This window comes from Allobaculum sp. Allo2 (assembly GCF_022701175.1).
GTDB lineage: Bacteria > Bacillota_I > Bacilli_A > Erysipelotrichales > Erysipelotrichaceae > Allobaculum > Allobaculum fili.
Window position 1 is genome coordinate 316849 of sequence record NZ_CP078088.1, and the last position, 20536, is coordinate 337384.

29 protein-coding genes and 4 pseudogenes are annotated in these 20536 nt (G+C 53.5%); 30 read left to right on the forward strand and 3 right to left on the reverse strand.

Annotated features, from left to right (window positions below):
• Positions 1-67: 67 nt before the first annotated feature.
• Positions 68-553 carry a hypothetical protein gene (locus KWG61_RS02000; RefSeq protein ID WP_242744780.1) on the reverse strand — a complete coding sequence of 162 codons (486 nt, stop codon included), beginning with the start codon at positions 551-553 and terminating at the stop codon, positions 68-70.
• Positions 505-2256 (reverse strand): hypothetical protein, encoded by a 1752-nt coding sequence (locus KWG61_RS02005; protein ID WP_242744781.1) that lies wholly within the window; start codon positions 2254-2256, stop codon positions 505-507. The genes KWG61_RS02000 and KWG61_RS02005 overlap by 49 nt, the downstream gene beginning before the upstream one ends.
• A 285-nt stretch (positions 2257-2541) precedes the next feature.
• Here KWG61_RS02005 and KWG61_RS02010 point away from each other — a divergent pair, with 285 nt between their 5' ends.
• The 30 genes and pseudogenes from KWG61_RS02010 to KWG61_RS02125 all read left to right on the forward strand — a co-directional run bounded on the left by KWG61_RS02010 (position 2542) and on the right by KWG61_RS02125 (position 19761).
• Positions 2542-2679, forward strand: a complete 138-nt coding sequence (locus tag KWG61_RS02010; protein WP_242744782.1) for a hypothetical protein — start codon at positions 2542-2544, stop codon at positions 2677-2679.
• A complete protein-coding gene (locus tag KWG61_RS15780; protein WP_256460745.1) occupies positions 2664-2861 on the forward strand; it encodes a YitT family protein in 198 nt (65 codons plus the stop codon). Before KWG61_RS02010 ends, KWG61_RS15780 begins: the two co-directional genes overlap by 16 nt.
• Complete coding sequence (locus KWG61_RS02015; protein WP_256460746.1) at positions 2849-3286, forward strand: YitT family protein; 438 nt, start codon at positions 2849-2851, stop codon at positions 3284-3286. The genes KWG61_RS15780 and KWG61_RS02015 overlap by 13 nt, the downstream gene beginning before the upstream one ends.
• Positions 3286-3525 carry a DUF2179 domain-containing protein gene (locus tag KWG61_RS02020; protein WP_242744783.1) on the forward strand — a complete coding sequence of 80 codons (240 nt, stop codon included), beginning with the start codon at positions 3286-3288 and terminating at the stop codon, positions 3523-3525. The genes KWG61_RS02015 and KWG61_RS02020 overlap by 1 nt, the downstream gene beginning before the upstream one ends.
• Positions 3526-3729: 204 nt before the next feature.
• The gene (gene rnmV, locus KWG61_RS02025) at positions 3730-4242 is read left to right on the forward strand and encodes a ribonuclease M5 (RefSeq protein ID WP_230267299.1); all 513 of its coding nucleotides are present in this window, start codon (positions 3730-3732) and stop codon (positions 4240-4242) included.
• Between the two features lie 49 nt (positions 4243-4291).
• Positions 4292-5091: pseudogene (gene rsmA / locus KWG61_RS02030) on the forward strand (16S rRNA (adenine(1518)-N(6)/adenine(1519)-N(6))-dimethyltransferase RsmA).
• Positions 5081-5803, forward strand: coding sequence for a 4-(cytidine 5'-diphospho)-2-C-methyl-D-erythritol kinase (locus KWG61_RS02035; RefSeq protein ID WP_242744784.1), 723 nt, complete (start codon positions 5081-5083; stop codon positions 5801-5803). Before rsmA ends, KWG61_RS02035 begins: the two are co-directional and overlap by 11 nt.
• Complete coding sequence (locus KWG61_RS02040) at positions 5707-5928, forward strand: hypothetical protein (RefSeq protein WP_242744785.1); 222 nt, start codon at positions 5707-5709, stop codon at positions 5926-5928. Before KWG61_RS02035 ends, KWG61_RS02040 begins: the two co-directional genes overlap by 97 nt.
• Positions 5925-6131, forward strand: a complete 207-nt coding sequence (locus KWG61_RS02045) for a DUF1146 domain-containing protein (protein WP_230267297.1) — start codon at positions 5925-5927, stop codon at positions 6129-6131. Before KWG61_RS02040 ends, KWG61_RS02045 begins: the two co-directional genes overlap by 4 nt.
• Before the next feature lie 144 nt (positions 6132-6275).
• A pseudogene (gene tilS, locus KWG61_RS02050) lies at positions 6276-7153 on the forward strand (tRNA lysidine(34) synthetase TilS).
• Positions 7129-7287: a hypothetical protein gene (locus KWG61_RS02055; RefSeq protein WP_242744786.1), complete on the forward strand. Its 159-nt coding sequence runs from the start codon at positions 7129-7131 to the stop codon at positions 7285-7287. Before tilS ends, KWG61_RS02055 begins: the two are co-directional and overlap by 25 nt.
• On the forward strand, positions 7251-7418 hold the full coding sequence (locus KWG61_RS16905) for a hypothetical protein (protein ID WP_367614237.1): 168 nt from the start codon (positions 7251-7253) through the stop codon (positions 7416-7418). The genes KWG61_RS02055 and KWG61_RS16905 overlap by 37 nt, the downstream gene beginning before the upstream one ends.
• A 276-nt stretch (positions 7419-7694) precedes the next feature.
• Positions 7695-7994 carry a phosphoribosyltransferase gene (locus tag KWG61_RS16910; RefSeq protein ID WP_367614238.1) on the forward strand — a complete coding sequence of 100 codons (300 nt, stop codon included), beginning with the start codon at positions 7695-7697 and terminating at the stop codon, positions 7992-7994.
• Entirely contained in the window at positions 7931-8245 is a 315-nt protein-coding gene (locus tag KWG61_RS16915) for a phosphoribosyltransferase (protein WP_367614311.1), read from the forward strand. The genes KWG61_RS16910 and KWG61_RS16915 overlap by 64 nt, the downstream gene beginning before the upstream one ends.
• 103 nt (positions 8246-8348) lie before the next feature.
• Positions 8349-10430: pseudogene (gene ftsH, locus KWG61_RS02065) on the forward strand (ATP-dependent zinc metalloprotease FtsH).
• 252 nt (positions 10431-10682) lie between these two features.
• On the forward strand, positions 10683-10874 hold the full coding sequence (locus KWG61_RS15785; protein ID WP_256460747.1) for an Hsp33 family molecular chaperone HslO: 192 nt from the start codon (positions 10683-10685) through the stop codon (positions 10872-10874).
• Complete coding sequence (locus tag KWG61_RS02070; protein WP_256460748.1) at positions 10868-11614, forward strand: Hsp33 family molecular chaperone HslO; 747 nt, start codon at positions 10868-10870, stop codon at positions 11612-11614. Before KWG61_RS15785 ends, KWG61_RS02070 begins: the two co-directional genes overlap by 7 nt.
• Entirely contained in the window at positions 11589-12701 is a 1113-nt protein-coding gene (dusB, locus tag KWG61_RS02075) for a tRNA dihydrouridine synthase DusB (protein ID WP_230267293.1), read from the forward strand. Before KWG61_RS02070 ends, dusB begins: the two co-directional genes overlap by 26 nt.
• 278 nt (positions 12702-12979) lie before the next feature.
• Positions 12980-13345: a hypothetical protein gene (locus KWG61_RS02080; RefSeq protein WP_242745512.1), complete on the forward strand. Its 366-nt coding sequence runs from the start codon at positions 12980-12982 to the stop codon at positions 13343-13345.
• Positions 13342-13569, forward strand: a complete 228-nt coding sequence (locus KWG61_RS02085) for a hypothetical protein (RefSeq protein ID WP_242744787.1) — start codon at positions 13342-13344, stop codon at positions 13567-13569. The genes KWG61_RS02080 and KWG61_RS02085 overlap by 4 nt, the downstream gene beginning before the upstream one ends.
• Entirely contained in the window at positions 13535-13864 is a 330-nt protein-coding gene (locus KWG61_RS02090; RefSeq protein WP_242744788.1) for an alpha-amylase family glycosyl hydrolase, read from the forward strand. Before KWG61_RS02085 ends, KWG61_RS02090 begins: the two co-directional genes overlap by 35 nt.
• Complete coding sequence (locus KWG61_RS02095) at positions 13840-13977, forward strand: hypothetical protein (protein ID WP_242744789.1); 138 nt, start codon at positions 13840-13842, stop codon at positions 13975-13977. The genes KWG61_RS02090 and KWG61_RS02095 overlap by 25 nt, the downstream gene beginning before the upstream one ends.
• Positions 13978-13982: 5 nt before the next feature.
• On the forward strand, positions 13983-14834 hold the full coding sequence (locus KWG61_RS02100) for an alpha amylase C-terminal domain-containing protein (RefSeq protein WP_242744790.1): 852 nt from the start codon (positions 13983-13985) through the stop codon (positions 14832-14834).
• 288 nt (positions 14835-15122) lie between these two features.
• Complete coding sequence (locus tag KWG61_RS15790) at positions 15123-15341, forward strand: methyltransferase (RefSeq protein WP_256460749.1); 219 nt, start codon at positions 15123-15125, stop codon at positions 15339-15341.
• Positions 15338-15712, forward strand: coding sequence for a methyltransferase (locus KWG61_RS15795; protein ID WP_256460750.1), 375 nt, complete (start codon positions 15338-15340; stop codon positions 15710-15712). The genes KWG61_RS15790 and KWG61_RS15795 overlap by 4 nt, the downstream gene beginning before the upstream one ends.
• Positions 15713-15755: 43 nt before the next feature.
• Positions 15756-16871, forward strand: coding sequence for a HAMP domain-containing sensor histidine kinase (locus tag KWG61_RS02110; protein ID WP_230267290.1), 1116 nt, complete (start codon positions 15756-15758; stop codon positions 16869-16871).
• 132 nt (positions 16872-17003) lie between these two features.
• Positions 17004-17764, forward strand: a pseudogene (locus KWG61_RS02115) (ABC transporter ATP-binding protein).
• Positions 17765-17849: 85 nt separating this feature from the next.
• A complete protein-coding gene (locus tag KWG61_RS15800) occupies positions 17850-17981 on the forward strand; it encodes a hypothetical protein (protein ID WP_256460751.1) in 132 nt (43 codons plus the stop codon).
• 29 nt (positions 17982-18010) lie between these two features.
• Positions 18011-19411, forward strand: a complete 1401-nt coding sequence (locus KWG61_RS02120; protein ID WP_367614312.1) for a hypothetical protein — start codon at positions 18011-18013, stop codon at positions 19409-19411.
• Positions 19384-19761: an FtsX-like permease family protein gene (locus KWG61_RS02125; RefSeq protein WP_242744792.1), complete on the forward strand. Its 378-nt coding sequence runs from the start codon at positions 19384-19386 to the stop codon at positions 19759-19761. Before KWG61_RS02120 ends, KWG61_RS02125 begins: the two co-directional genes overlap by 28 nt.
• A 376-nt stretch (positions 19762-20137) precedes the next feature.
• Here the strand turns inward: KWG61_RS02125 and KWG61_RS02130 are convergent, their stop codons facing one another.
• Positions 20138-20407 (reverse strand): hypothetical protein, encoded by a 270-nt coding sequence (locus tag KWG61_RS02130; RefSeq protein WP_242744793.1) that lies wholly within the window; start codon positions 20405-20407, stop codon positions 20138-20140.
• Positions 20408-20536 lie beyond the last annotated feature (129 nt).

A 20536-nucleotide genomic window follows, 5' to 3' on the forward strand; every position in this document is an offset into this window, starting at 1 on the left:
CCCTGAGCGTCCTCGCCAAAATTCTGAGCGACGAGCGCATGGCGCAGATGATCGCGCTGGCCGTCTATCAGGGCTTCCTGCGTTCCGATGGATTCGGCAAGAACCGGCGAAGCGCCGCGGCCGTAGCGCAGAGCGAACGCTTTTGCGGCATGGCCGAAGGCTGCATGGACAGATTGATCGTCGCCTGCGGCAGCGAATCGGAAACAAAGGGCGACGGCTCGGTATCGACCAGATTGAACACCGCCCGGTTTCTGGACGAAGAGGCAATCGGGCCTTCGATATTCATCGCCAGACCGTCATACTCTTCCTTCATCTGCACATCCGGACTGCCGGGCACCATCGTCAGTTTCATGGCGCTCAGCGGCTTGAGCGAATGGAAAATCCGCTCCATGCGAAGAAGACTCTGCGCATACAGCGCATCGAGTTCACTCTTGCGGCGCTCGGCAAACAGTTCGCGCGCAAAGGAAAATTCGTCGGTAAGCAGCGTTTCAATCTGCTCGCGGCTCAGCTGATCGCACGAAACGCCAAAGCGGCTTCCGGCCTCTTCGACCATGCGTACGAGCAGATCCGAGCTGACCTTAAACAGATCCCGCTCCGTCGGCGGTTTTTCAGACGGAGCCCGTACTGGAGCATGTTTTTGAGAGCGCAGTCTTCAAAGGCGGCCAGCGAGCGCGGTCTAGTCTGCAAAATGCCGTCCTGGGAAGCAAACAGCGAAGACGCGTGCATGCCCTTTAACGTAAAGGACGGCCGGGGATCGGAAATCGGCTCCGCCGGCGCCATGAACTTGGGCAGCAGACCGAGCCACGTATTGAGCTCATGGCTCGTATCGATGCTTTTTCCCATATAATCGGACTGCGCCGTCATCAGAAACAGGCTTTCCGGCTCTTCGAGAACCTGCGTAAGCATTTCAAAATGCTCCTGCGTGCGTGTCTCGAGCGAAGGGAAATTCAGCTGGTCCATGTACGCTTCATCAAAGATGCCGCCGCGCACCTGCGAGCCTGGGAAATGCGCTGCGTCGGCTCCGATATAAAATACGTTTTCGTACAGTCCGCAAATCTGCGCGCGCGAACCGATCAGAACCCCGTTGAGTTCGCTCATGGCCTGCGAAGGCTGCAGATTATCGAGTTCGCGAATGAGAAGGGCGAGATCTTCGGGCTTATGCAGTTCGCTGCGTACTGCGGTAATCAGATTCATGACGCCTTCAAAGGCGTTGAGATCGTCCGGACTGGGATCCGGGGACTGGTCCATGATCAGACGGCCGATGGTGTCGATGGAGTTCAGATCGAGCGCCTGCAGCGATTCGAGAACTGGCTTCCACTGGGAGGCGCTGACTTCAAGCGCCTGCAGAGAAAGAAACGTTTCTTCGCTGATCAGCGCGTTGGGACGCCATGTAAGACTCTGCAGCGTCGTCCCCTCGTTTCCAAAGAGGCGCAAATAGCGGCGCAGATCGCAGGCGGCCATCGGATAGAGCGTCTCCAGAAGCGCCATGAGGGATTCGTCATCCTTTTTCATGACCCAGGTCAGCGCGCTTTTCCACTGATCGACAATTTTTCGCGAACCGTCATTTTGAATAAAGGTAAACGGAATGCCGCGCGATTCGAGTGCTCTGGCCAGCACCCAGCGCTGTTCGGGATCGGCCAGTGCGATCATGCACGTCGAAGCATCCAGTTTATTGCGGACGATCGCATCCGCGCACACTTCCATTTCCTTGCGCGCATTCGAACACGACCAGTAGTAAAACCGCTTATGATGACGCATTTTTTCAACGTGCGCGCCTTTGGAAACCAGAAGCCGGATCCAGTACCGGTCAATGAGCGTGCTTTCCGTAAGGAGAATGCGCAGACTTGAAGCGCCTTCAAACGCCTGGGTTTTCGCCTGGTCTACCCACAGTTTTACGGGCATGAGCCGGTCGATAATTTCCTTCAGATCCTTTTCGCGGCGCGTTCGGACGGGAAAGTCCTTGAGATCGTAAAGCTGACAGAGAAGCATGAAGTTTTCGCATTCGCGAAGAAAGTCATAATCTCTGCGGGAGGCATAAAACAGGTTGTCGGGCGACAGATCGTCCAGCCTTGCGCTGTATTCGTAAAGAAGCCGGATCAGAGGCGTGCGGGGACGGGACAGCGACTGGGCAAGCCAGGTGTCGAGCGTCATGACGTTCTGATTGAGGCAGCTTCCGTTTTCTTCAATGATTTTTCGATAGAGGCTGAGATGGAGCGCCGAAGGGGCAATCCATGTCGTGCTGGGTTCAAAGTTCATCTTATGACCCTCGCTTTCTGCCGAACCGAATGGGTCGGCTGTTTTTCTTTTATACTAAAATCTATTTTTACGCAATATAAATTTATTCATGCGCGCATTTTGCGCATTTATTCTGAAGACTCTGCGGCTTCCTGTCACCGTTTTTCCTTGGAATACAGTCTTATGGTACCGGACACGCACGGGATTTCTTTTCGCCATGCAAAGCCGGATTTTATTTTCTGTGCGCGTCGCGCGCACAGATTGTGGCGCAGGCGTGCATGATATACTAAACAGAAGGTGTGATCTATGAAAACGTTTCGTTCCTATTTTAATTTTAATGCTTCCAATATGCGCCGCCTGCTTCTGATCATCGCCGGCAACCTGCTGGTGGCCTTTGCTTCGGTCTTTTTATTCTGCCGCAGAACATTTTGTGCGGCGGCGTAACGACCGCGTCCATGGTTCTCTCTTCTTTTCTGCCGATTGGACGCGTGCCCATGATTGCCATTCTGAACATTTCCCTGTTCGTTCTGGGCTATCTTTGTCTGGGCAGAAAATTCGCGGCAAGTTCGCTCATTTCCACATTTCTTTACCCGACGCTCGTCTCGCTTTTTCCATGCTGGATGTGACGCCCTTTGAAAAAGTGGACCCCGTCCTTTCCGCCGTCTATGCCGGTCTGCTGACCGGTGCCGGCCTCGGTCTGGTCTTTCGTGTCAATGCCAGTACGGGCGGCATGGACATTCCCGCGCTTTTAATCCACAAGTACGCCGGTCTGCCGACCGGCCAGTGCGTCATGATCGTTGATACGCTGACCATTCTTTCCGGTCTCTGGATTTTCGGTCTGAATTCCATCCTCATTGGTCTGGCCGCTGTCTTTGCGTCTTCCTTTGCGATCAACTGGATTTCGACGTTCGGCGGTGAAAACGCGCAGAATGTCATGATCATTTCCGATAAGCATAAAGAAATCCAGACGTTCCTGCTCAATACCCTCAGCCGCGGCGTAACCATTCTTTCCGCCAAGGGGCCTGGTCCGAACAGGAGCGCCCGGTTCTGATGTGCTGCGTACGCAACCGTGAATACGGCCAGCTGCTGCGGGAAATCGCGGACATCGATCCGCACGCCTTTGTGATCGCCAACTCCGTTCACGAAGTCCGCGGCGAAGGCTTTACGTGGAGCGACAATCCCCAGAAAAATCCCGGACTGCTCCATCATCAGAAAAAGCCGGAAGGTACAACGCAGTCCGGAACGGCCGCTGAACTCGCCAAGGCCAGTTCCGCCAAGCCAAAAGCCTGAGTCTGTACTCCAGAAGACAATTCCAGGGGATCTCTCCTGGCTTTTTGTCTCTTCCTGCCTCCTGATTCTTTTACGCGTTTTTATCTTTTATGCTTTTTATACGGGAGGACGTTTCGTTCGGAATCGCTTTTCGGTTCATTGGAACGAATCGCTTTTACGTATTTCTTTTTCGAATCTTTTTCTTTCCTGGAAAGGAGTGTGTCCATGCACATTCATGAAGTCATTGTCGTGGAAGGACGCAGCGATACGCGAAGGCTGAAAACCTTCTTTGACTGCGACACGATCGAAACGTGCGGCAGTCATGTCACCGGTCAGATTCTCGATCGGATCGCGGCGGCGCAGAAAAGCCGCGGCGTCATCGTCTTTACCGACCCCGACCGCTCGGGCGAACACATCCGCAGCATCATTTCCCGCAAAATTCCCGGCGTGAAACACGCCTATATCGATCGCGACAAAGCCAAAACCGACAAGAAAGTCGGCGTCGAGCATGCCGAATACGAAGATCTCGCCGAAAGCCTTTCGCATCTCATTTCGTACGACGAGCGTCTGTCCACCCTTTCCTGGAACGATTTTCTCGATCTGGGCCTGACAGGCGACGCCGCCTTTCGAAAACAAGTCTGCGATCGTTTCCGCATCGGCCCCTGCAACGCGAAAACGTGCTTCAAGCGGCTGAACGCGATGGGCGTCACCCGTACGCAGATTGAGGAGGTTTTATGATCGATCGTCCAATTGCTACCAAAAGCCGGACGCGCGAAATCCAGGAAAAGTGGAACGCGCAGACGAAAAGAGCTTTGGCCAGAACTTCATCGTCGAACCTGGCGTCGTTGAAAAAATCGCCCGGGAAGCTTCGGGCGACGGAAAAGGCGTCATGATCGAAATCGGTCCGGGCATTGGCGCCCTGACCCAGTATCTTTGCGAAGACAACGAAAAAGTCATCGCGTTTGAAATCGATCCGCGCTTTCCGCCCATTTTAAAAGAAGAAATCGGCAGCGATCATCTCGAAATCATTCAGGAAGATTTTCTGAATGTGGATGTCAATGTGCTTCTGGCGCCGTTTGCCAAAGAAGGACTGCCCGTCCGCTTTGCTTCCAATCTTCCGTACTACGTAACAACACCGATTCTCTTCAAGCTGTTTGAAGCGACCGAGCCGATCGCCGCCATTACCGTCATGATGCAAAGGAAGTCGCCGACCGCTTTGCGGCTACCGCCGGATCGGCGTCCTACAACGCGCTTTCCGTCATCACGCAGTATCGCTGCACGATCCGCAAAGTCATGGACGTCAACCGCAACGTCTTCTGGCCGTCCCCCAATGTCGGCAGTACGGTGCTGCAGTTTCGGTTTCGAAACGAACATCCCGTAGAAGATGAAGCGTGCTTCTTTTCGATGGTCAAAGCCTGCTTTACGCAGCGCCGCAAAACCATCTATAACAATCTTCAAGGCTGGACCGAAGACAAAGCCAAAGCGCAGGCCATGCTGGAAAAAGCCGGCATTCCCCTGCAGACCAGGGCCCAGCAGCTGAGCGTGGATGATTTCATCCGCCTGTTTAAGGTGAATTATGAAAGTTAAAGCCTATGCCAAAGTCAATCTGGCTCTCGATATTCTCGGCGTACGGGACACGGACGGCTACCACATCATGGATATGGTCAACGCGCCGGTCTCTCTTTACGATGAACTCGATATCGAACCGTCCAATACGGAAGAAGATATCATTTCTGCCGTCGGCTTCAAGCTGCCAGGCAGCAGCACCCTGCATAAAGCGCTGGCCGTTCTTCGCGAGCATGCCGGTCTGAAAAATCACTATGTCATTACCCTGACCAAGTCCATTCCCGACAAAGCCGGTCTGGGCGGCGGCTCCGCCGATGCCGCCGCGCTGATTCAGGCGCTCAACGACATGGAACAGCTTGGTCTGTCCATGGAAGACATGGACCGGCTCGGCTTTCTGGTCGGAGCCGACGTTCCCTGCTGCCTGCACAACGCCTTTACTCGCATAGGCGGTGCCGGCGAACAGGTAAAGGAAATTGCGAGCGACTGGCACATTCCGGTTCTGCTCGTACAGGGCGTAAAGGGCATCTCGACGCCCGAGGCGTTCGCACGCTTTGAAAGCGCCCCGTCTTCGGCTTTAGATATCGATATCGTTTCGGATGCGGTCCGCAAAAGGACATCGGTCTGCTGTATCAGACGATGGTCAACGCGTTTGAGCCGCAGGCGTTTGAAGCGCTCGACGAACTGGTCGAACAGAAGGAACAGATGCAGGACAACGGCCTGGTCCGCGTTCTGATGACCGGCTCCGGTTCGTGTCTGATGGGCTTTTGCGTCGATGACGACGTCATGGAAGAAGCCTGCGAAAATCTCGCGGAAATTTATCCCTTTGTCTATCCCGCGTACATAGGACCGATTCGATGAACAGCAGCCGCATTTTGTACATGATCGTCTTTGCGGCGTTTTTCTGCCTCGCCTTTTACGGCCTGCAAAGTCTGGATTTTTCCAGGGATGCCCGAAAGAACAGCGGCTCTCGACCGATCGTTCTGCTCTTTCTCTGCTCGCTTGGCCTGGCGTGGCTGAGTACACAGGCCGTTTTCTCCTTAATGTACGGGACTTATTTTTAAGCCGTTTTCCCTTTCGGACCTTTGTGTCTTTGGCACCGGCTTTTTGGTCGGAGCGAAGCGAAGGTCCGTTTTGCGTGAATTGTTTTGGGCACTCGCTACAATAAAGCCATGATCTGTGCAGCCGTCAGCGGCGGTCCGGATTCCATGGCCCTGCTCTGGTTTCTCGAATCCCGCCATGTCCCCTACTTTATTGCCCACGTGAACTATCACCATCGCCCCAGTGCTTCGCGCGATGAGGCGATCGTTCGTCAGTTTGCGGCCGAGCACCAGAAAACCCTGTGGATTTTGCATCCGGCCGTCCATGAAGCCGGCAATTTTCAGGCGCAGGCCAGAGCCGACCGGTACGGCTTTTTGTCCGGCTCTGTCGAATGACGGGAGCGGACACGATTGCGCTCGGCCATCATATGGACGACTCGATCGAAACGTGGATGATGCAAAAGGAGCGAAACGCCATCGTCAGCCATTACGGTCTGCAGGAATGGACTGACTACGAAGGCCTTCGGCTGTATCGGCCGCTGCTGGCGTATTCCAAAGCCGAAATTCAGCAGGAAATGGACCGGCGCCGTCTGCCGTACGGAATTGACGAAAGCAATCTTCAAAACGACTACCGGCGCAATCAGATCCGCCACGCAACAATCGAACCCGCCAGCGCCAGCCAGAAACAGGCGTGGCTGAGCGAAATGGAAGCCGATAATCGAAAACTGGAAAGGCGAAAGGAAAACGCCCAAACGCGAAGCGGACAGGGCGTAACGATGGACGATCTGAACAGGGAGGATGGCTGGCTGCTTCTCGATCAGCTGCTCTTTGCGCATGTGAAGCATCATTTTTCCAGACGCCATATGGAAGAGCTGATCGAACAGCTTCAAAGCGGCAGGCGAAAGGAAATCGAAAATTTCTGGATTCAGAACGTGGACGGCAAAATCTGTCTGCGCAAAAGGAAGCGCCTCCGCTTCCCTTTTATGTCGGCTCGCTTGCCCAGCTGCAGCAGCTTTGCGAGATGGACTACGTCTGGTACGGCATGAAGCTGAGCACGCACGGCACCCGTATGGAAACTTTCTCGGTTTCGGATGACGATTTCCCCTGCTCATCCGTCCGTGGGAAAACGGGGATACCATTGAAATGCGCGGTGGAAGACTTCATCTTCGCCGGCGCATGATCTCCAGAAAAATCCCGGCTATCGAGCGCGATCTCTATCGGGTGATCGCTTCGGATCAAGGTGTTCTCTTTGCGATGGATACGGGCTGTGATGTTTATCATTATGTGGAAAAGCCCTTATTTTTATGGTAAAATTTCCCCTAAGCATTGCGTTTGAATAAAATCCTCTTCGTGTGCCCTGCAGGCTGAAAATAAAGAAAATGCGGGCGCGTGTTTCATCCAGATTCCGAGGATTTCGCATTGCGTTGACCCGATCTCTTACGCTTTTTCGCCTGCCTGACCAGGTGCAAAGAGAAGAGCTTTGAACAGAAGCTCTCTGGATCAGACGGGCCGTTTTTGCATTGAAGAAACTTCCAGAACAAGAAGAAACTTCAAATATACAACAGAAAAGGATAGGTACATTTCATCATGTCAAAAGTGATCAGTGAAGATATTGAACGCGTTCTGATCAGCGAAGACGAAATCGAAGCTCGCTGCAAGGAACTCGCCGGCCAGATTGAAGCCGACTATGAGGAAAAGCGGATCGTCCCGATCGTGATCGGTCTGCTCAAAGGCAGCGTTCCTTTCATGGCGGAACTCATCAAGTATTTCCGTCACCCTATTGAAATCGACTTCATGTCCGTTTCCAGCTATTCCGGATCCGAATCGATCGGCGATGTCAAAATCAACAAGGACACCGACCTGTCTGTCAAAGGAAAAACGTTCTGATCGTGGAAGATATCGTCGATACCGGCCGCACCATTCGTGAAGTGCGCCGTCTGCTCGAAAACAAGGGCGCAAACGATGTGCGCATCGTGTCTCTGCTCGACAAGCCGGACCGCCGCGTTGTCGATATTGAAGCGGATTATGTCGGTTTTACAGTGCCCAACGAATTCGTTGTCGGCTACGGACTCGACTTCAACCAGTGCTATCGCAACCTGCCCTACATCGGCGTACTGAAAGAAGAAGCCTACCGCTAAGACGGCATGCTTATGCGCGTCTGAACGGGCAAAGCGACGCTTTGAAAAAGCGAACGGCACGTAACTACGCAAACCAGGAAATAGAAAAAGAAAGGGAGCTTCCATGAAAAAATGGCTGAATTATCTGCCCACGCTTTTTGTGATTATCATCCTCATTTCGATTATCGGGTTCTCCACGCGGGGATCCGTCAACCGAATGAACTATACGGATTTTCAGAAAATCGCGGATACCGCGCATTTTGACGAATCCACCCTCAACATCTCAAGCTCCATTATCAAAGTCGAAGGCGTCTACACCAGCGGCGCCAACAAGCGAGCCTTTTCCACCATCGTTCCGAACACGGAAGAAAACATGGAATGGCTCACGACCACTCTCGAAAAAACGGCGGTACGATTACCGTCAGCGATCCTTCCGCCAACAGCCTCTGGGTCAGCCTGCTTGCGCAGATCATTCCGCTGCTGCTGATCGGCGTCCTGTTTTACTTCATGCTTTCGAAAATGAGCGGTGGAGGGAGCGCCAACAAGGCGTTTGAATTTTCCAAATCCCGCGCCCGCATTGAAAACGACGTCAAAGTCCGCTTCAAGGATGTCGCCGGCTGCGATGAGGAAAAAGAGGAAGTCAAGGAAATCATCGACTACCTGCGCTCGCCGAAAAAGTTTACCGACATGGGCGCCCACATTCCAAAAGGCATCCTGATGGTCGGTCCTCCGGGAACCGGTAAAACGCTCCTGGCCAAAGCCGTTGCCGGCGAAGCCAACGTTCCGTTCTTCTCGATTTCCGGTTCGGATTTCGTGGAAATGTTCGTCGGAACCGGTGCAAGCCGCGTCCGCGACATGTTCAAGAACGCGCAGAAAAACGCTCCGTGCATCCTGTTCATCGATGAAATTGATGCGGTCGGCCGCCAGCGCGGCGCCGGCATGGGCGGCGGCAACGATGAACGCGAACAGACGCTCAACCAGCTGCTCGTCGAAATGGACGGCATGTCCAACAACAACGGCATCGTCGTCATCGCGGCGACCAACCGTCCGGACGTTCTCGACCCGGCCCTGCGCCGTTCGGGACGTTTCGACCGCAACATCACGGTCTCTCTGCCGGATGTGCGCGGCCGTGAAGCCATTCTGGAAGTACACGCCCGGGACAAGAAACTCGAACCTGGCGTTTCCTGAAAAATCTCGCTCAGCGTACCCCGGGCTTCTCCGGTGCGGATCTGGCCAACGTGCTTAACGAAAGTGCCATCCTCGCGGTGCGCAACCACGAAGCGAAAATTACCCAGACCGATCTGGACGAGGCGATTGACCGCGTCATGATGGGCCCGGCGAAAAATCGAAGAAATACACCGAAAAAGACAAATGGCTGGTTTCCTATCATGAAGCCGGTCACGCGGTTATCGGTCTGAAGCTCGAAGATGCCGACATCGTGCAGAAAGTCACCATCATTCCGCGCGGTGAAGCCGGCGGCTACAACCTGATGACGCCGCGTGAGGAAAAATACTTCCACCGCAAATCGGAAATGTTAGCGACAATTACCGGTCTGCTTGGCGGCCGTACGGCGGAAGAAATCGTCTTTGGCGAAATTTCCGCCGGAGCGGTCAACGATATCGAACGTCTGACGTCCATCGCGAAAAACATGGTCCGCGTTTACGGCATGTCCTCGCTCGGCCCGATTCAGTACGCCGATCCGGAAGGCAACGTCTTTCTGGGCCGCGACTACACGAAAGGCTCCGACTACTCCGCCGGTGTTGCGACCGAAATCGACCGCGAAGTCCGTTCGATTGTCGATTCGTGCCATGAAAAGTGCAAGGCGATCCTGACAGAAAACCGGGAACTGCTCGATCTGATCGCTCACAACCTGTACGATCACGAAACGCTCACCAGCGAAGAAATCAACAACCTGATGAACTACGGAACGCTTACCGATCCAAACGCGCCGGAAAAGCCGGCACCGGCCGAAACAGCACCGGCGGCTTCTTCGGATGCGAACGAAAGCCATTCCGATTCGTCTTCTGATGCTGCGCTGCCCGCTCTTCCAAAAGAAGACGGCGGTCAGACGTCTTCCGAACCGGAAGCGCATCGCGGTCTTTCGCAGGAAGACATGGACGAAGCGCTCAACGAGCTGACCAAAAGCACTAGTTCCGCAGCTTCGGGCTTTCCATTCTTTATAAAAATCGCACTCCCTTTCGACTGAGAAAGCGAGTGCTTTTTCTTTCCTGCAGTTTGAAAAATGCCCTGTATCGCCTAGCGGCTCGATCAGGCTTTCCAAACGGAGTGTTAGCAGAAACTGACTATAATAAAGAAATATAAAAGCCTGTCTGAATCCGTATGGTTTACATACGATTTTATGCGTACAGGCTTCATGAAATCGAAAACGCGTCGTGCCCGGCGCGTTTAGTCGAAGTTTTAAAATCGGATACAAAATGCATAGAAAAGAGGTACAGACATGAAAGATTCTCTTGTCAAAGCCATGGCTCTCGACGGCCATGTCCGCCTGTATATTAACCGGACGACCGATCTGGTTCAGGAAGCGATGGACCGCTTCCGCATGAGCACGCCAAGCGCAGATGTTCTTGGTCGTGTGCTCTCTGTCGCTTCCATCATGGGAAGCATGCTGAAAAGCGAAAAGAAATGTTAACGATCAACATCCAGGGCCAGGGCGAACTGGGCAGCATCGTCGTTGATGCGCAGGCCGACGGTACCGTCCGCGGCTTTGTCGACAACCCGGAAGCCGGCCTGGACGGCGATCCCAACGTAACCGCCGGCAGCCTGATCGGTCTGCCAGGTACGCTGACCGTAACCAAGGACCTTTCGATGTCGGAAAACTGGTCCGGCACCGTAGAACTCCAGAACGGAGAAATCGGTCAGGACTTCGCCTACTACTTCACTCTGAGTGAACAGACCCCGACTGCGGTCAGCGTCGGCGTTCGCATGAACGAAGAAGGCAAAGTGCTCGCTGCCGGCGCGCTCGTTTTGCAGATGATGCCGGATGCGGACGATACCAATATCCGCATTTGCGAGCACGTTTTAAGCGGCCTTAAACCGATGACGGCCATCATTCAGGATTACGATGACGCCTCTCTGGCGCTTCTGGCCGAAGACCTGTTTGACGATACCGAAGTGCTCGAAACGATCCCGATTTCCTTCAAGTGCACCTGCTCGAAGGAAAAGACCGCCGGTCTGCTGCATACTGTAGCGCCCGATCAGATCAAAGCCATGATCGAAGAAGACCACGGTGCCGAAGTCACCTGCAATTTCTGCAGCAGCACGTATCACTTCAACGAACACGAACTGCGTGAAATTCTCAACGATACCGAGAAGCATCTCGAAGAAACCGAAGAACTGGAGTCCCATGTCGCTGAAGATTCGGGAAATTGAGCTGCCCTCTCCAATCGTCATCGCCCCGATGGCCGGCGTTTCGACGCGGGCCTTCCGGCGCATTGCGCGTGAATTCGGAGCCGGGCTTGTCTGCAACGAAATGGTTTCCGACAAGGCTCTGTACTACGATTCCGCCAGAACCCGCCGCATGTTGGCGTGCGAAGCGGATGATCATCCGGTTTCCTTTCAGATTTTCGGCCACGATATCGACACGATCGTTCACGCGGCAAAAATTCTCGATCAGGAAACCGACTGCGACATCATCGATTTCAACATGGGGTGCCCGGTCAACAAAGTCATCAAGGCAAAAGCCGGCAGCTATCTAATGAAGGACATCGATTACGCCAGCCAGATCGTGCGCGCTATCGTGGATGCGGTCCAGAAGCCGGTCACCGTCAAAATGCGTCTGGGTTTTGACTCGTCCTCGATCAACTGCGTCGAAATGGCGAAAGCCATGGAAGCCGCCGGGGCCAGCGCAATTACGCTGCACGCCCGGACACGCGCCCAGATGTACGAAGGAAAAGCCGACTGGTCCTGGATTAAGAAGGTCAAGGACGCGGTGTCCATTCCGGTCATCGGCAACGGTGACGTACTGAGCGTGGATGATGCCGTCCGCATGATGGAAGAAACCGGATGCGACGGCGTCATGATCGGCCGCGGCGTGGTCGGCAATCCGTATCTGATTCAGGAATGCGCCGACTACTTTAACGGGACATCCCATCCGTTCACGCTGTCCATGCGCATGGATGCCTGCCGGCGTCATGCCCACTACCTTTGCGAAGATCTGCCCGAGAGGGTGGCGCTGTCGCAGATGCGCGGTCTGGCCAGCTGGTATCTCAAGGGACTGCCGCGCAGCCACGCCTACAAGGATCGCCTTTCCAAAATCACGACGTATGCCCAACTCGATGAAATTCTTACGGAATACGAGCAGGTTCTGCGCGAAGATGCCGCCAGCGATCATCCCGATTTGCGCCTCCACAATATGCCGGGACCGTCTCTGGAATCCCCTGCAGAAAACGGTTTTTCCAGCCAGGAATCCAGTGCGGATGCTCTGAAGAAAGATCCTGTCAATTCGAACGCCCGATAACCCCTGACCTCTCTGGCCCGAACCGTCTGAAAGCCCTTAAAAAATGTTTTATGGCGCATTGAGACCGGCAGATCCCTTTGTTGTCTCTTTTCACATTCCTTCATTTTCCGCTACAATAAACAAGAGAATATTCAAAAAGAGAACGCTTAATAAAAAGCCAAATTCCCGAATTTTGGCTTTTTCGTTCATTAATATGATCAGGAAAAGATACAAAATCGGTCGGGCAGCCTGCCCTTGGCTGTCCGATAGCCGATTGAGAAAGGACATTTATGAAAACCATGGATCTCACCGCTTTTTTTCAGGGGCGGGAACTGAACGCCTACGAATATTTCGGTGCGCATGCCGCGGACGACGGGATCGCTTTTCGCGTATATGCCCCCAATGCCAAAGCCGTTTCGGTCATCGGCGACTTCAACAGCTGGGACGAAACAGAAGATGTAATGAAAAAGGATGAGAACGGCGTCTGGATGGCTACCGTAAAAACGCGAAGCCGGGAGAAGCCTATCTCTATCAGATCACGTCCAAGAACGGTCAGATCAATAACAAGATCGATCCGTTTGCCTTCCAGGCCAAGCTGCGTCCCGATCATGATTCGATTATCACCGACCTTGCCTTTGACGGCTGGACGGACCAGGAATGGATGAAAAACCGGAACAAAGGGTTTAATTCTCCCGTCTCCATTTATGAAATGAACGTCGGCAGCTGGCGCGACAAGAACATTCGTGTCGAAGAACTCGAAAACGATCCGGGCCAGAACGAAGAAGGGCTCTTCGTTCATTACGGCGACATCGTCGATGAGCTGATTCTGCACTGCAAGAAGTACCATTTCTCTCATGTGGAAGTCATGCCGCTTTCCGAATTCCCTTGACGGTTCCTGGGGCTATCAGGTTTCCGCGTTCTTTGCGGTAACGAGCCGCTACGGCACCCCGATCGAACTGAAAGAGTTCGTCAACCGTCTGCACGAAGCCGGCATCGGCGTCATCATGGACTTCGTACCGGTTCACTTTGTAAAGACGCCTACGCGCTTGCCAGCTTTGACGGCACGCCGCTGTATGAATACTCCAAGCCCGAAGACGCCAACTCCGAATGGGGCACCGCCAACTTCGACCTCTGGAAAGAAACCGTACGTTCCTTCCTCATGTCCGCAGCCAACTACTGGCTGAAGGAATACCATTTTGACGGTCTGCGCATGGACGCCATCTCCAATGCCATTTTCTGGAAAGGCAACAAGATGATGGGGAAAACAAAGGCGCGACCGACTTCATCAAGCGCATGAACTACATGCTGAACTCCGAATACCAGGGCAAGATCATGCTGATTGCGGAAGACTCCACCGACTTCCCCAACGTCTGTAAGTCCACTCTCGACGGCGGTCTTGGCTTTGACTACAAGTGGGACCTGGGCTGGATGAACGATACCCTCAAGTATCTCAAGCTCGACCCGATCTACCGCAAATGGCACCACAACGACATCACCTTCTCGATGGCATACTTCTATTCCGAACACTTCATTCTGCCGCTCAGCCACGATGAAGTCGTTCACGGAAAAGCGACCATCGTCGACAAGATGTGGGGCAGCTACGAAGACAAGTTCGCACAGGCCCGCGCGCTGTACACGTACATGTTCGGACATCCTGGCAAGAAGCTGAACTTCATGGGCAACGAGCTCGGCATGCTGCGCGAATGGGATGAGCAGAAAGGTTGCGACTGGTTCCTGCGCAAGTACCCGATGCATTCTTCGTTCGAACGCTTCTTCGCGGAAATGACCGGCGTATGCACCGAAAACGACGCCTTCTTCTACGGCTACGATCCGACCAACTTCCAGTGGATCAACGCCGATGATTCCGATCACAACACCTTCTCCTTCATGCGCAAGGGTTCGAAGGATGTCTTCGTCTTCATCATCAACTTCTCCACCAACCCGTACACGCTCCAGTTCGGCGTTCCGTTCCAGGGCATGTATCAGGAAGTCATCAATACGCAGTGGTCCCGCTTTGGCGGACGCATTGAAAACGAACAGCCGCAGGTTCTGCGCGCGTTCCATCTCCCGCTCGAAGGCCAGCCCTGGCGCATCAACGTCCAGCTTCCGGCTCTGGGCGCCCAGATTTTCAAGGTAACCCGTCCGCAGGACTAGTTCATCTGTCGTTAAGAAATTTCAAGGATAGTCCGCGCTTTGCGGGCTATCCTTTCTTTTTAAGAGAATGGCGCTTTTCTTTCGTTTCTCTGGTCATACTGGACGTACGGGATGCGAAAAGATCCTCTCCATTTCTCATGGCGTGCGGAAAGTCCGTATTGCTCAGGCAGATATTTTTGAGAATTACCCGAAAAGACGCCAAACTGAAAACAAAGTCCGATCTTCTTCTCAGTCGGCTGAATTCAGCCCTCTTCTTCCAGGAACAGGGCGTATGGAAAGGAGATTTTTATGTCTCACTATTATGAAAACGATCCGAATCTGGATCGCACCGAAACACCGTTTACCTTTGAGCTGAATGGACAGTCCTTTCGCGTTCTCTCTTCCGACGGCGTCTTTTCCAAGGACAGGCTCGATACCGGAACGCGCATTCTCTGCGAGTACATTGTTGAGCACCGTGCGGCTGATCTGGGGAAAACGTCCTCGATCTGGGCTGCGGCATCGGCGTGATCGGCGTGATTCTTTCCCGCTTTCACCCGTGCAAAATTACCGGGATCGATCCGAACGCGCAGGCCTGCCATCTGGCCAGAGAAAACTATGCAGCCAATCACGTTGACGGAACAATCATGGAAGCCGATCACATCAACGACGCGCTGTATGACTCGATCGTGCTCAATCCGCCGATTCGTACGGGCAAAACCGTCATCTATTCCCTGTTTGCGCAGGCGTATGACCACTTAAAGGAAGGCGGCACGCTGTATATTGTCATCCGCAAGCAGCATGGCGCCCAGAGCGCTGTGGACTATCTGGAGTCGCTCGGCTTTGAAGTCGAACGCCCGCTGCGCGAAAAAGGCTTCTGGGTTCTGGAAGCCGTAAAGTAAAAGCCAAAACGGAAATGGAGCAGAAAGGAAGAAAGGCGCATTTATGGAACACAAGTACTGGGACTACTTAAAAATCATGCTGCGCGAAAACCGTCTGCTCTTTGCCGCGTGGCTGGTCAGCGGCCTTTTAATGGCCGCTTTACTGTGGCTGTATCAGCTGCCGGTTGAACCCGCCATTCTGTATCTCATGCTCAGTGCGATCGCTCTGATCATCTGGTGCGGGTTTTATTTAGGCCGTCTGCACCGCATCCGGCATCTGCTTCAGGCCGAAGATTTTGACCCTTCGCTCTATCCAGTCGAAGTGGACGCCTGCGTGAAAAAGATGGCGGACCAGAAAGAAAAAATGCAGAAGCAGTCGACGCAGGAAAAGAAGATGCGTACCGAAATGCAGGACTACTTTTCTTTGTGGGCGCATCAGATCAAGCTGCCGCTTTCCGCTCTGCATCTGCAGCTCGAACTGCCCGAGCTGCATGCGGACGCGCTCGACCACGAATGCCAGCGCATCGATTCCTGTATTTCGCTGGCCATGGCGTACGTACGCATGGAAGGCAGCGATTTTCAGATCGGCTGGTATTCTCTCGAATCCATCATCCGTCCCGTTCTGCGGGAAAACGCCGTAATGTTCATTCGGCGGCACATCCGTCTGGAAACCGATCTGCGCGGCGAAAAAGTGTGTACCGATCAGAAGTGGGCGACCTTTATTTTTGAGCAGCTTCTGTCCAACGCCCTGAAATACGCCCCGGACTTTTCCGTCATTCAGATCGTTTCCGAGGGGGCAACGTGCATCCTCCGGGATGAAGGACCGGGCATTCCAGAATCGGATCTGCCCCGCGTTTTTGAAAAAGGCTTTACCGGCGAAAACGGCCGAACGCACATGTCCGCTTCGAGCGGTCTGGGCCTGTTTCTGGTCAAAGGAGTCTGCGATCAGCTCTCCATTTCCATTGAACTCGAAAACCGCAGCTGTCCGCTGGTCTATCTCGATGCACCCGAAGACGACAGCGATGTCGAAGGGGAAGAAGATCTGGATGAAGGGGTGGACAGCACTGTCCGTCGGCAGGATCCGAATGCACCGGCTTGCTCACCAGCACCGCCTTTGCCGGGGCCCTGCGGTCTGGATGTGCGGCTGACTTTCCCGGTCAGCTCCTGGATCAGCGACTGATCCCCTAAATGAAAAATCATTTTTGCATAATTGCATTTGCTTATTTGCCTGTCTGCATGCAGGAAAGACTCTGGAAAAGCCAAAGCTGCCTGAAAGCGGCAGCCCGGTGTCCAGAAGAGAAAGGAGAAAGACATGGCTTTACTGGATGTACGCAATGTTCAGAAAATTTATCGTTCGTCTTTTTCCTCTTTGAGTACGCTGGCGCTGCAGGATGTCAGCTTTTCCATTGAGCGCGGCGAATTTACCGCCATCATGGGCGAAAGCGGATCTGGAAAATCTACGCTGCTCCATATTCTCGCCGGGCTCGACGCTCCGACGAGCGGAAGCGTTTTGATCGATGGCGAAGATCTCTATTCCCTTTCCGCAAAAAGCGCAGCGCGTTTCGCCGCAATCATCTCGGCTTTGTCTTTCAGGACTACGCGCTGCTCGATACCTTTACCCTTCGCGACAACATTTTGCTTCCGCTTGTTTTAAACCGCACAGCTCCGGCGCAAATGGAAGAAAAATGCGCTCCATCGCCAATGAACTTGGCATTCAGTCCATCCTCAATAAATACCCCTTTGAAATTTCCGGGGACAGAAACAGCGGGCCGCAGCGGCCAGAGCCCTCATCTGTAATCCCGATCTGCTTTTAGCGGATGAGCCGACCGGCGCGCTCGACTCTTCGAGCTCGCATCAGCTGCTTGAGCTGTTTGAGCGGCTTCATGCGCGCGGCCAGACGATCGTCATGGTGACGCATTCCGCCATGGCCGCCAGTTTTGCGAACCGGGTGCTGTTCATTCGCGACGGCCGCATTTTCCATCAGATTTACCGCGGGGGCAAAGCCAGAGCGAGTTTGCCCAGAAAATTACGGACGCACTGCTTTTAATGAACCGTCAGGAGCACGGTTTATGAAAAACGTCTCTATCTCCATCTCGCCCTGCACTTCATTCAGAAAAACTACAGGCTTTCCGTCCCGTTTGCGGGCGGCGGCATTCTTATGGGCGCCATGGTGTATTCCGTCCTGTCGATGATCGAAAACCCGATGTTTTCAGCCTCACCGATTTACGGCATTTCCTGGTATCGGGAAATGCTCCTCCTCGAACTGCCGCTTCTGATCTTTTTACTCTGATTCTTTTCTTCTATCTCAATTCCGCCTGGATTTCGGCCAACCAGAAACAGAACGGCCTGATGATGGTGCTTGGCATGGAGAAGCGCCACCTCTACCGCATTCTGTTTTATCAGCTGGGTCTGTTTGCTCTGGTGACCGTACCGGCTTCTCTGCTCGTTGGCGTCAGCTTTGATCAGATTCTGTATTTGTTCATCTGCCGCATGATTGAAGTGCTGCCTCTGACGTCTTTGCACATTTCCCCGCTCGGCCTGCGCGGTCTGTGCTGCTGGACCGCCTTCTGTTACGGGGCGCTTTTTCTGTGGTCGTTTCTGCAGCTGTGGAGCAGCGATCCGCTGGCATCCATGCAGGCCTCTCACGTCTCGCAAAGCGGCCGCCGGACCCACTGGATCGCCGCTCTGGCGGGGCTCGCCTGTCTGGTGAGCGGCTATCTCATTGCGCTTTTGACCGAGTCTCCAAGTGCGGCGCTTTTCCTGTTTTTTGCGGCGGTCTTTCTCGTCATTATCGGCACCTGGCTCACCTTTCTGTATGGCGCTCAGGCGTTTCTGAGCCTGCTTCAGAAGTGGAAACGGTTTTATTACACGCCGGACCATTTTGTCTCGCTGTCCATACAGAAATTTCGTCTGCGCAAAAACGCATGGGCGCTGGCCAATATCGCTATTTTGTCGACCATGCTCATTGTGACCATGTCCTCCACACTGTCGCTGGTGACGGGCATGGAAATGAATGTGCAGGCCGTCATGCCTGCGCCTGTCGAAGTGGATATCGATCTGCTCAGTGAAGAACCGCTGGCTTTTGACAGCACGCAGCTTGAACAGGACTCCAAAGACATTCTTCAGGACCTTTCGATCGATGCGTCTTCCGTGCACGTCCTGCACACTGCATGGATGCTCTGTGCCGATGTTTCCGACCAGTATGTGGCCATACTCGACCTTGACGATCTGAATCGCATGAATGGAACGCATCTTTCCCTTAAGGACGGTCAGCTGCTGGCGCTGACCGAAACAGCCGTCCAGCCGGACCCGCTGAAGCTGTATATTCCGCTGAGCAGCGCCGCGACAGAAGCTTCCGGATCCGATTCGATGGCGGCAATGTATGAAATTGTGGAAGACGACAGCCTGATCGAAACGCTGGAAGGAACTATCCCTGCCTATCTGATGTCCCGCTATCTTTACGCCGGACATATTCCGGAAACGATGGATTCGCAAAATCAGCGCTGGCAGGTTCTGATCGATTTTCCCGGCGCGGACGATCCCGTCCTCCAGCAGCACCTGGAAGAAGAATTTGCGAAACGGCTGGATCCAGCGGTTTACTCGGATGCCTTCCGTGTTAACTGTCAGTTTCGGACGTCCTATCGAAGTGACGTCATGGAGCTTTTAACGCGCTGTTTCTGCTCGGCATTTACATGTGTGCCTTCTTCATGCTTGCGGTGATTCTGATCATGTACTACAAGCAGCTTTCCGAAGGCAGTGAAGACCGAAGACGCTTTACGATCCTGCAAAACCTCGGCTTTGAGCGAAAGGAACTGCGCAGGCTGATTACCCGGCAGACGCGCATTCTGTTCTTTCTGCCTTTAAATGTGGCCTTGATCCATACGCTGTTCGCTCTGCCGATTTTGCGGCTGATTCTTACGGGCATGACAAGAATTCCGGATCGTCTGTTTTATACGATCTCCATTCTCTGCTTCGCCGTGTTCTCGCTGGTCTACTATCTGATTTATAAGCTGACCGCCCGCACGTACTACAAGCTGACCGTACAGACGAGCGCGCAGGAACCGTACTGAGAACGGTGTTCTGCGCTTTACCCGTTTTCGAAAGGGAATTGGAGAAAACCGGAGATTGACCTTCTTTTCCCGTACGGATCCCCTATAATGAGCGTACATGCTGTCCAGATCCGATAAGGAAATCAACAGTTCCGGGCAATTTCAAAGCCGATCACTCAAACGGAACCGGCCTGGAAGCGCACGAAGTTTCCACTGGTCTGGCGAATGTGTTCCTTCGTTTGATAACCGAAGGCGCTTCCCTCTTTTTGCCGTATCGGGACGGCTAAGTCCCTGGAAATATGCGATAATGAGCAAGGAACGCGAATACGAATTTTTGGCGACTGTTTCTTTTTCGACAGAAGTTTCTGGCGAAAACGGAAGCGCGCCTTTTTCAAACTTATCCCGTCGCCTTCCGTTCTTTCCGTTCAGGAATCGGCAAATTTATGGCGAACAGCCATCTTTTTGTTTCCCATTTTTTTGGTTTTGTATAAATCTGGAATTTAAAAGAAACTCCAGTCGATATAGATTTTGATGAGGTGTGTATGAGACAGAATAAGAATGCGGCATCGCCTTCTGCGCGCACGAAAAAAGAAACCGGCTGCCGATAAAAATCCAGCCGCTCCCGCTTTTCCAGAATTGGTCTGCCCGTCTTTCTGGCTGCCTGCATTCTGATCGGGACTGCCGTCTTCTTTTATCGCGTCCCAACAGCGATCTGAAAGCCGGCCGCGACTATCTCGAAGCGCAGGCGACAAAAGATACTAAGGACCTCTCCTCTTCGCTTTCCGAACGGCGAAGA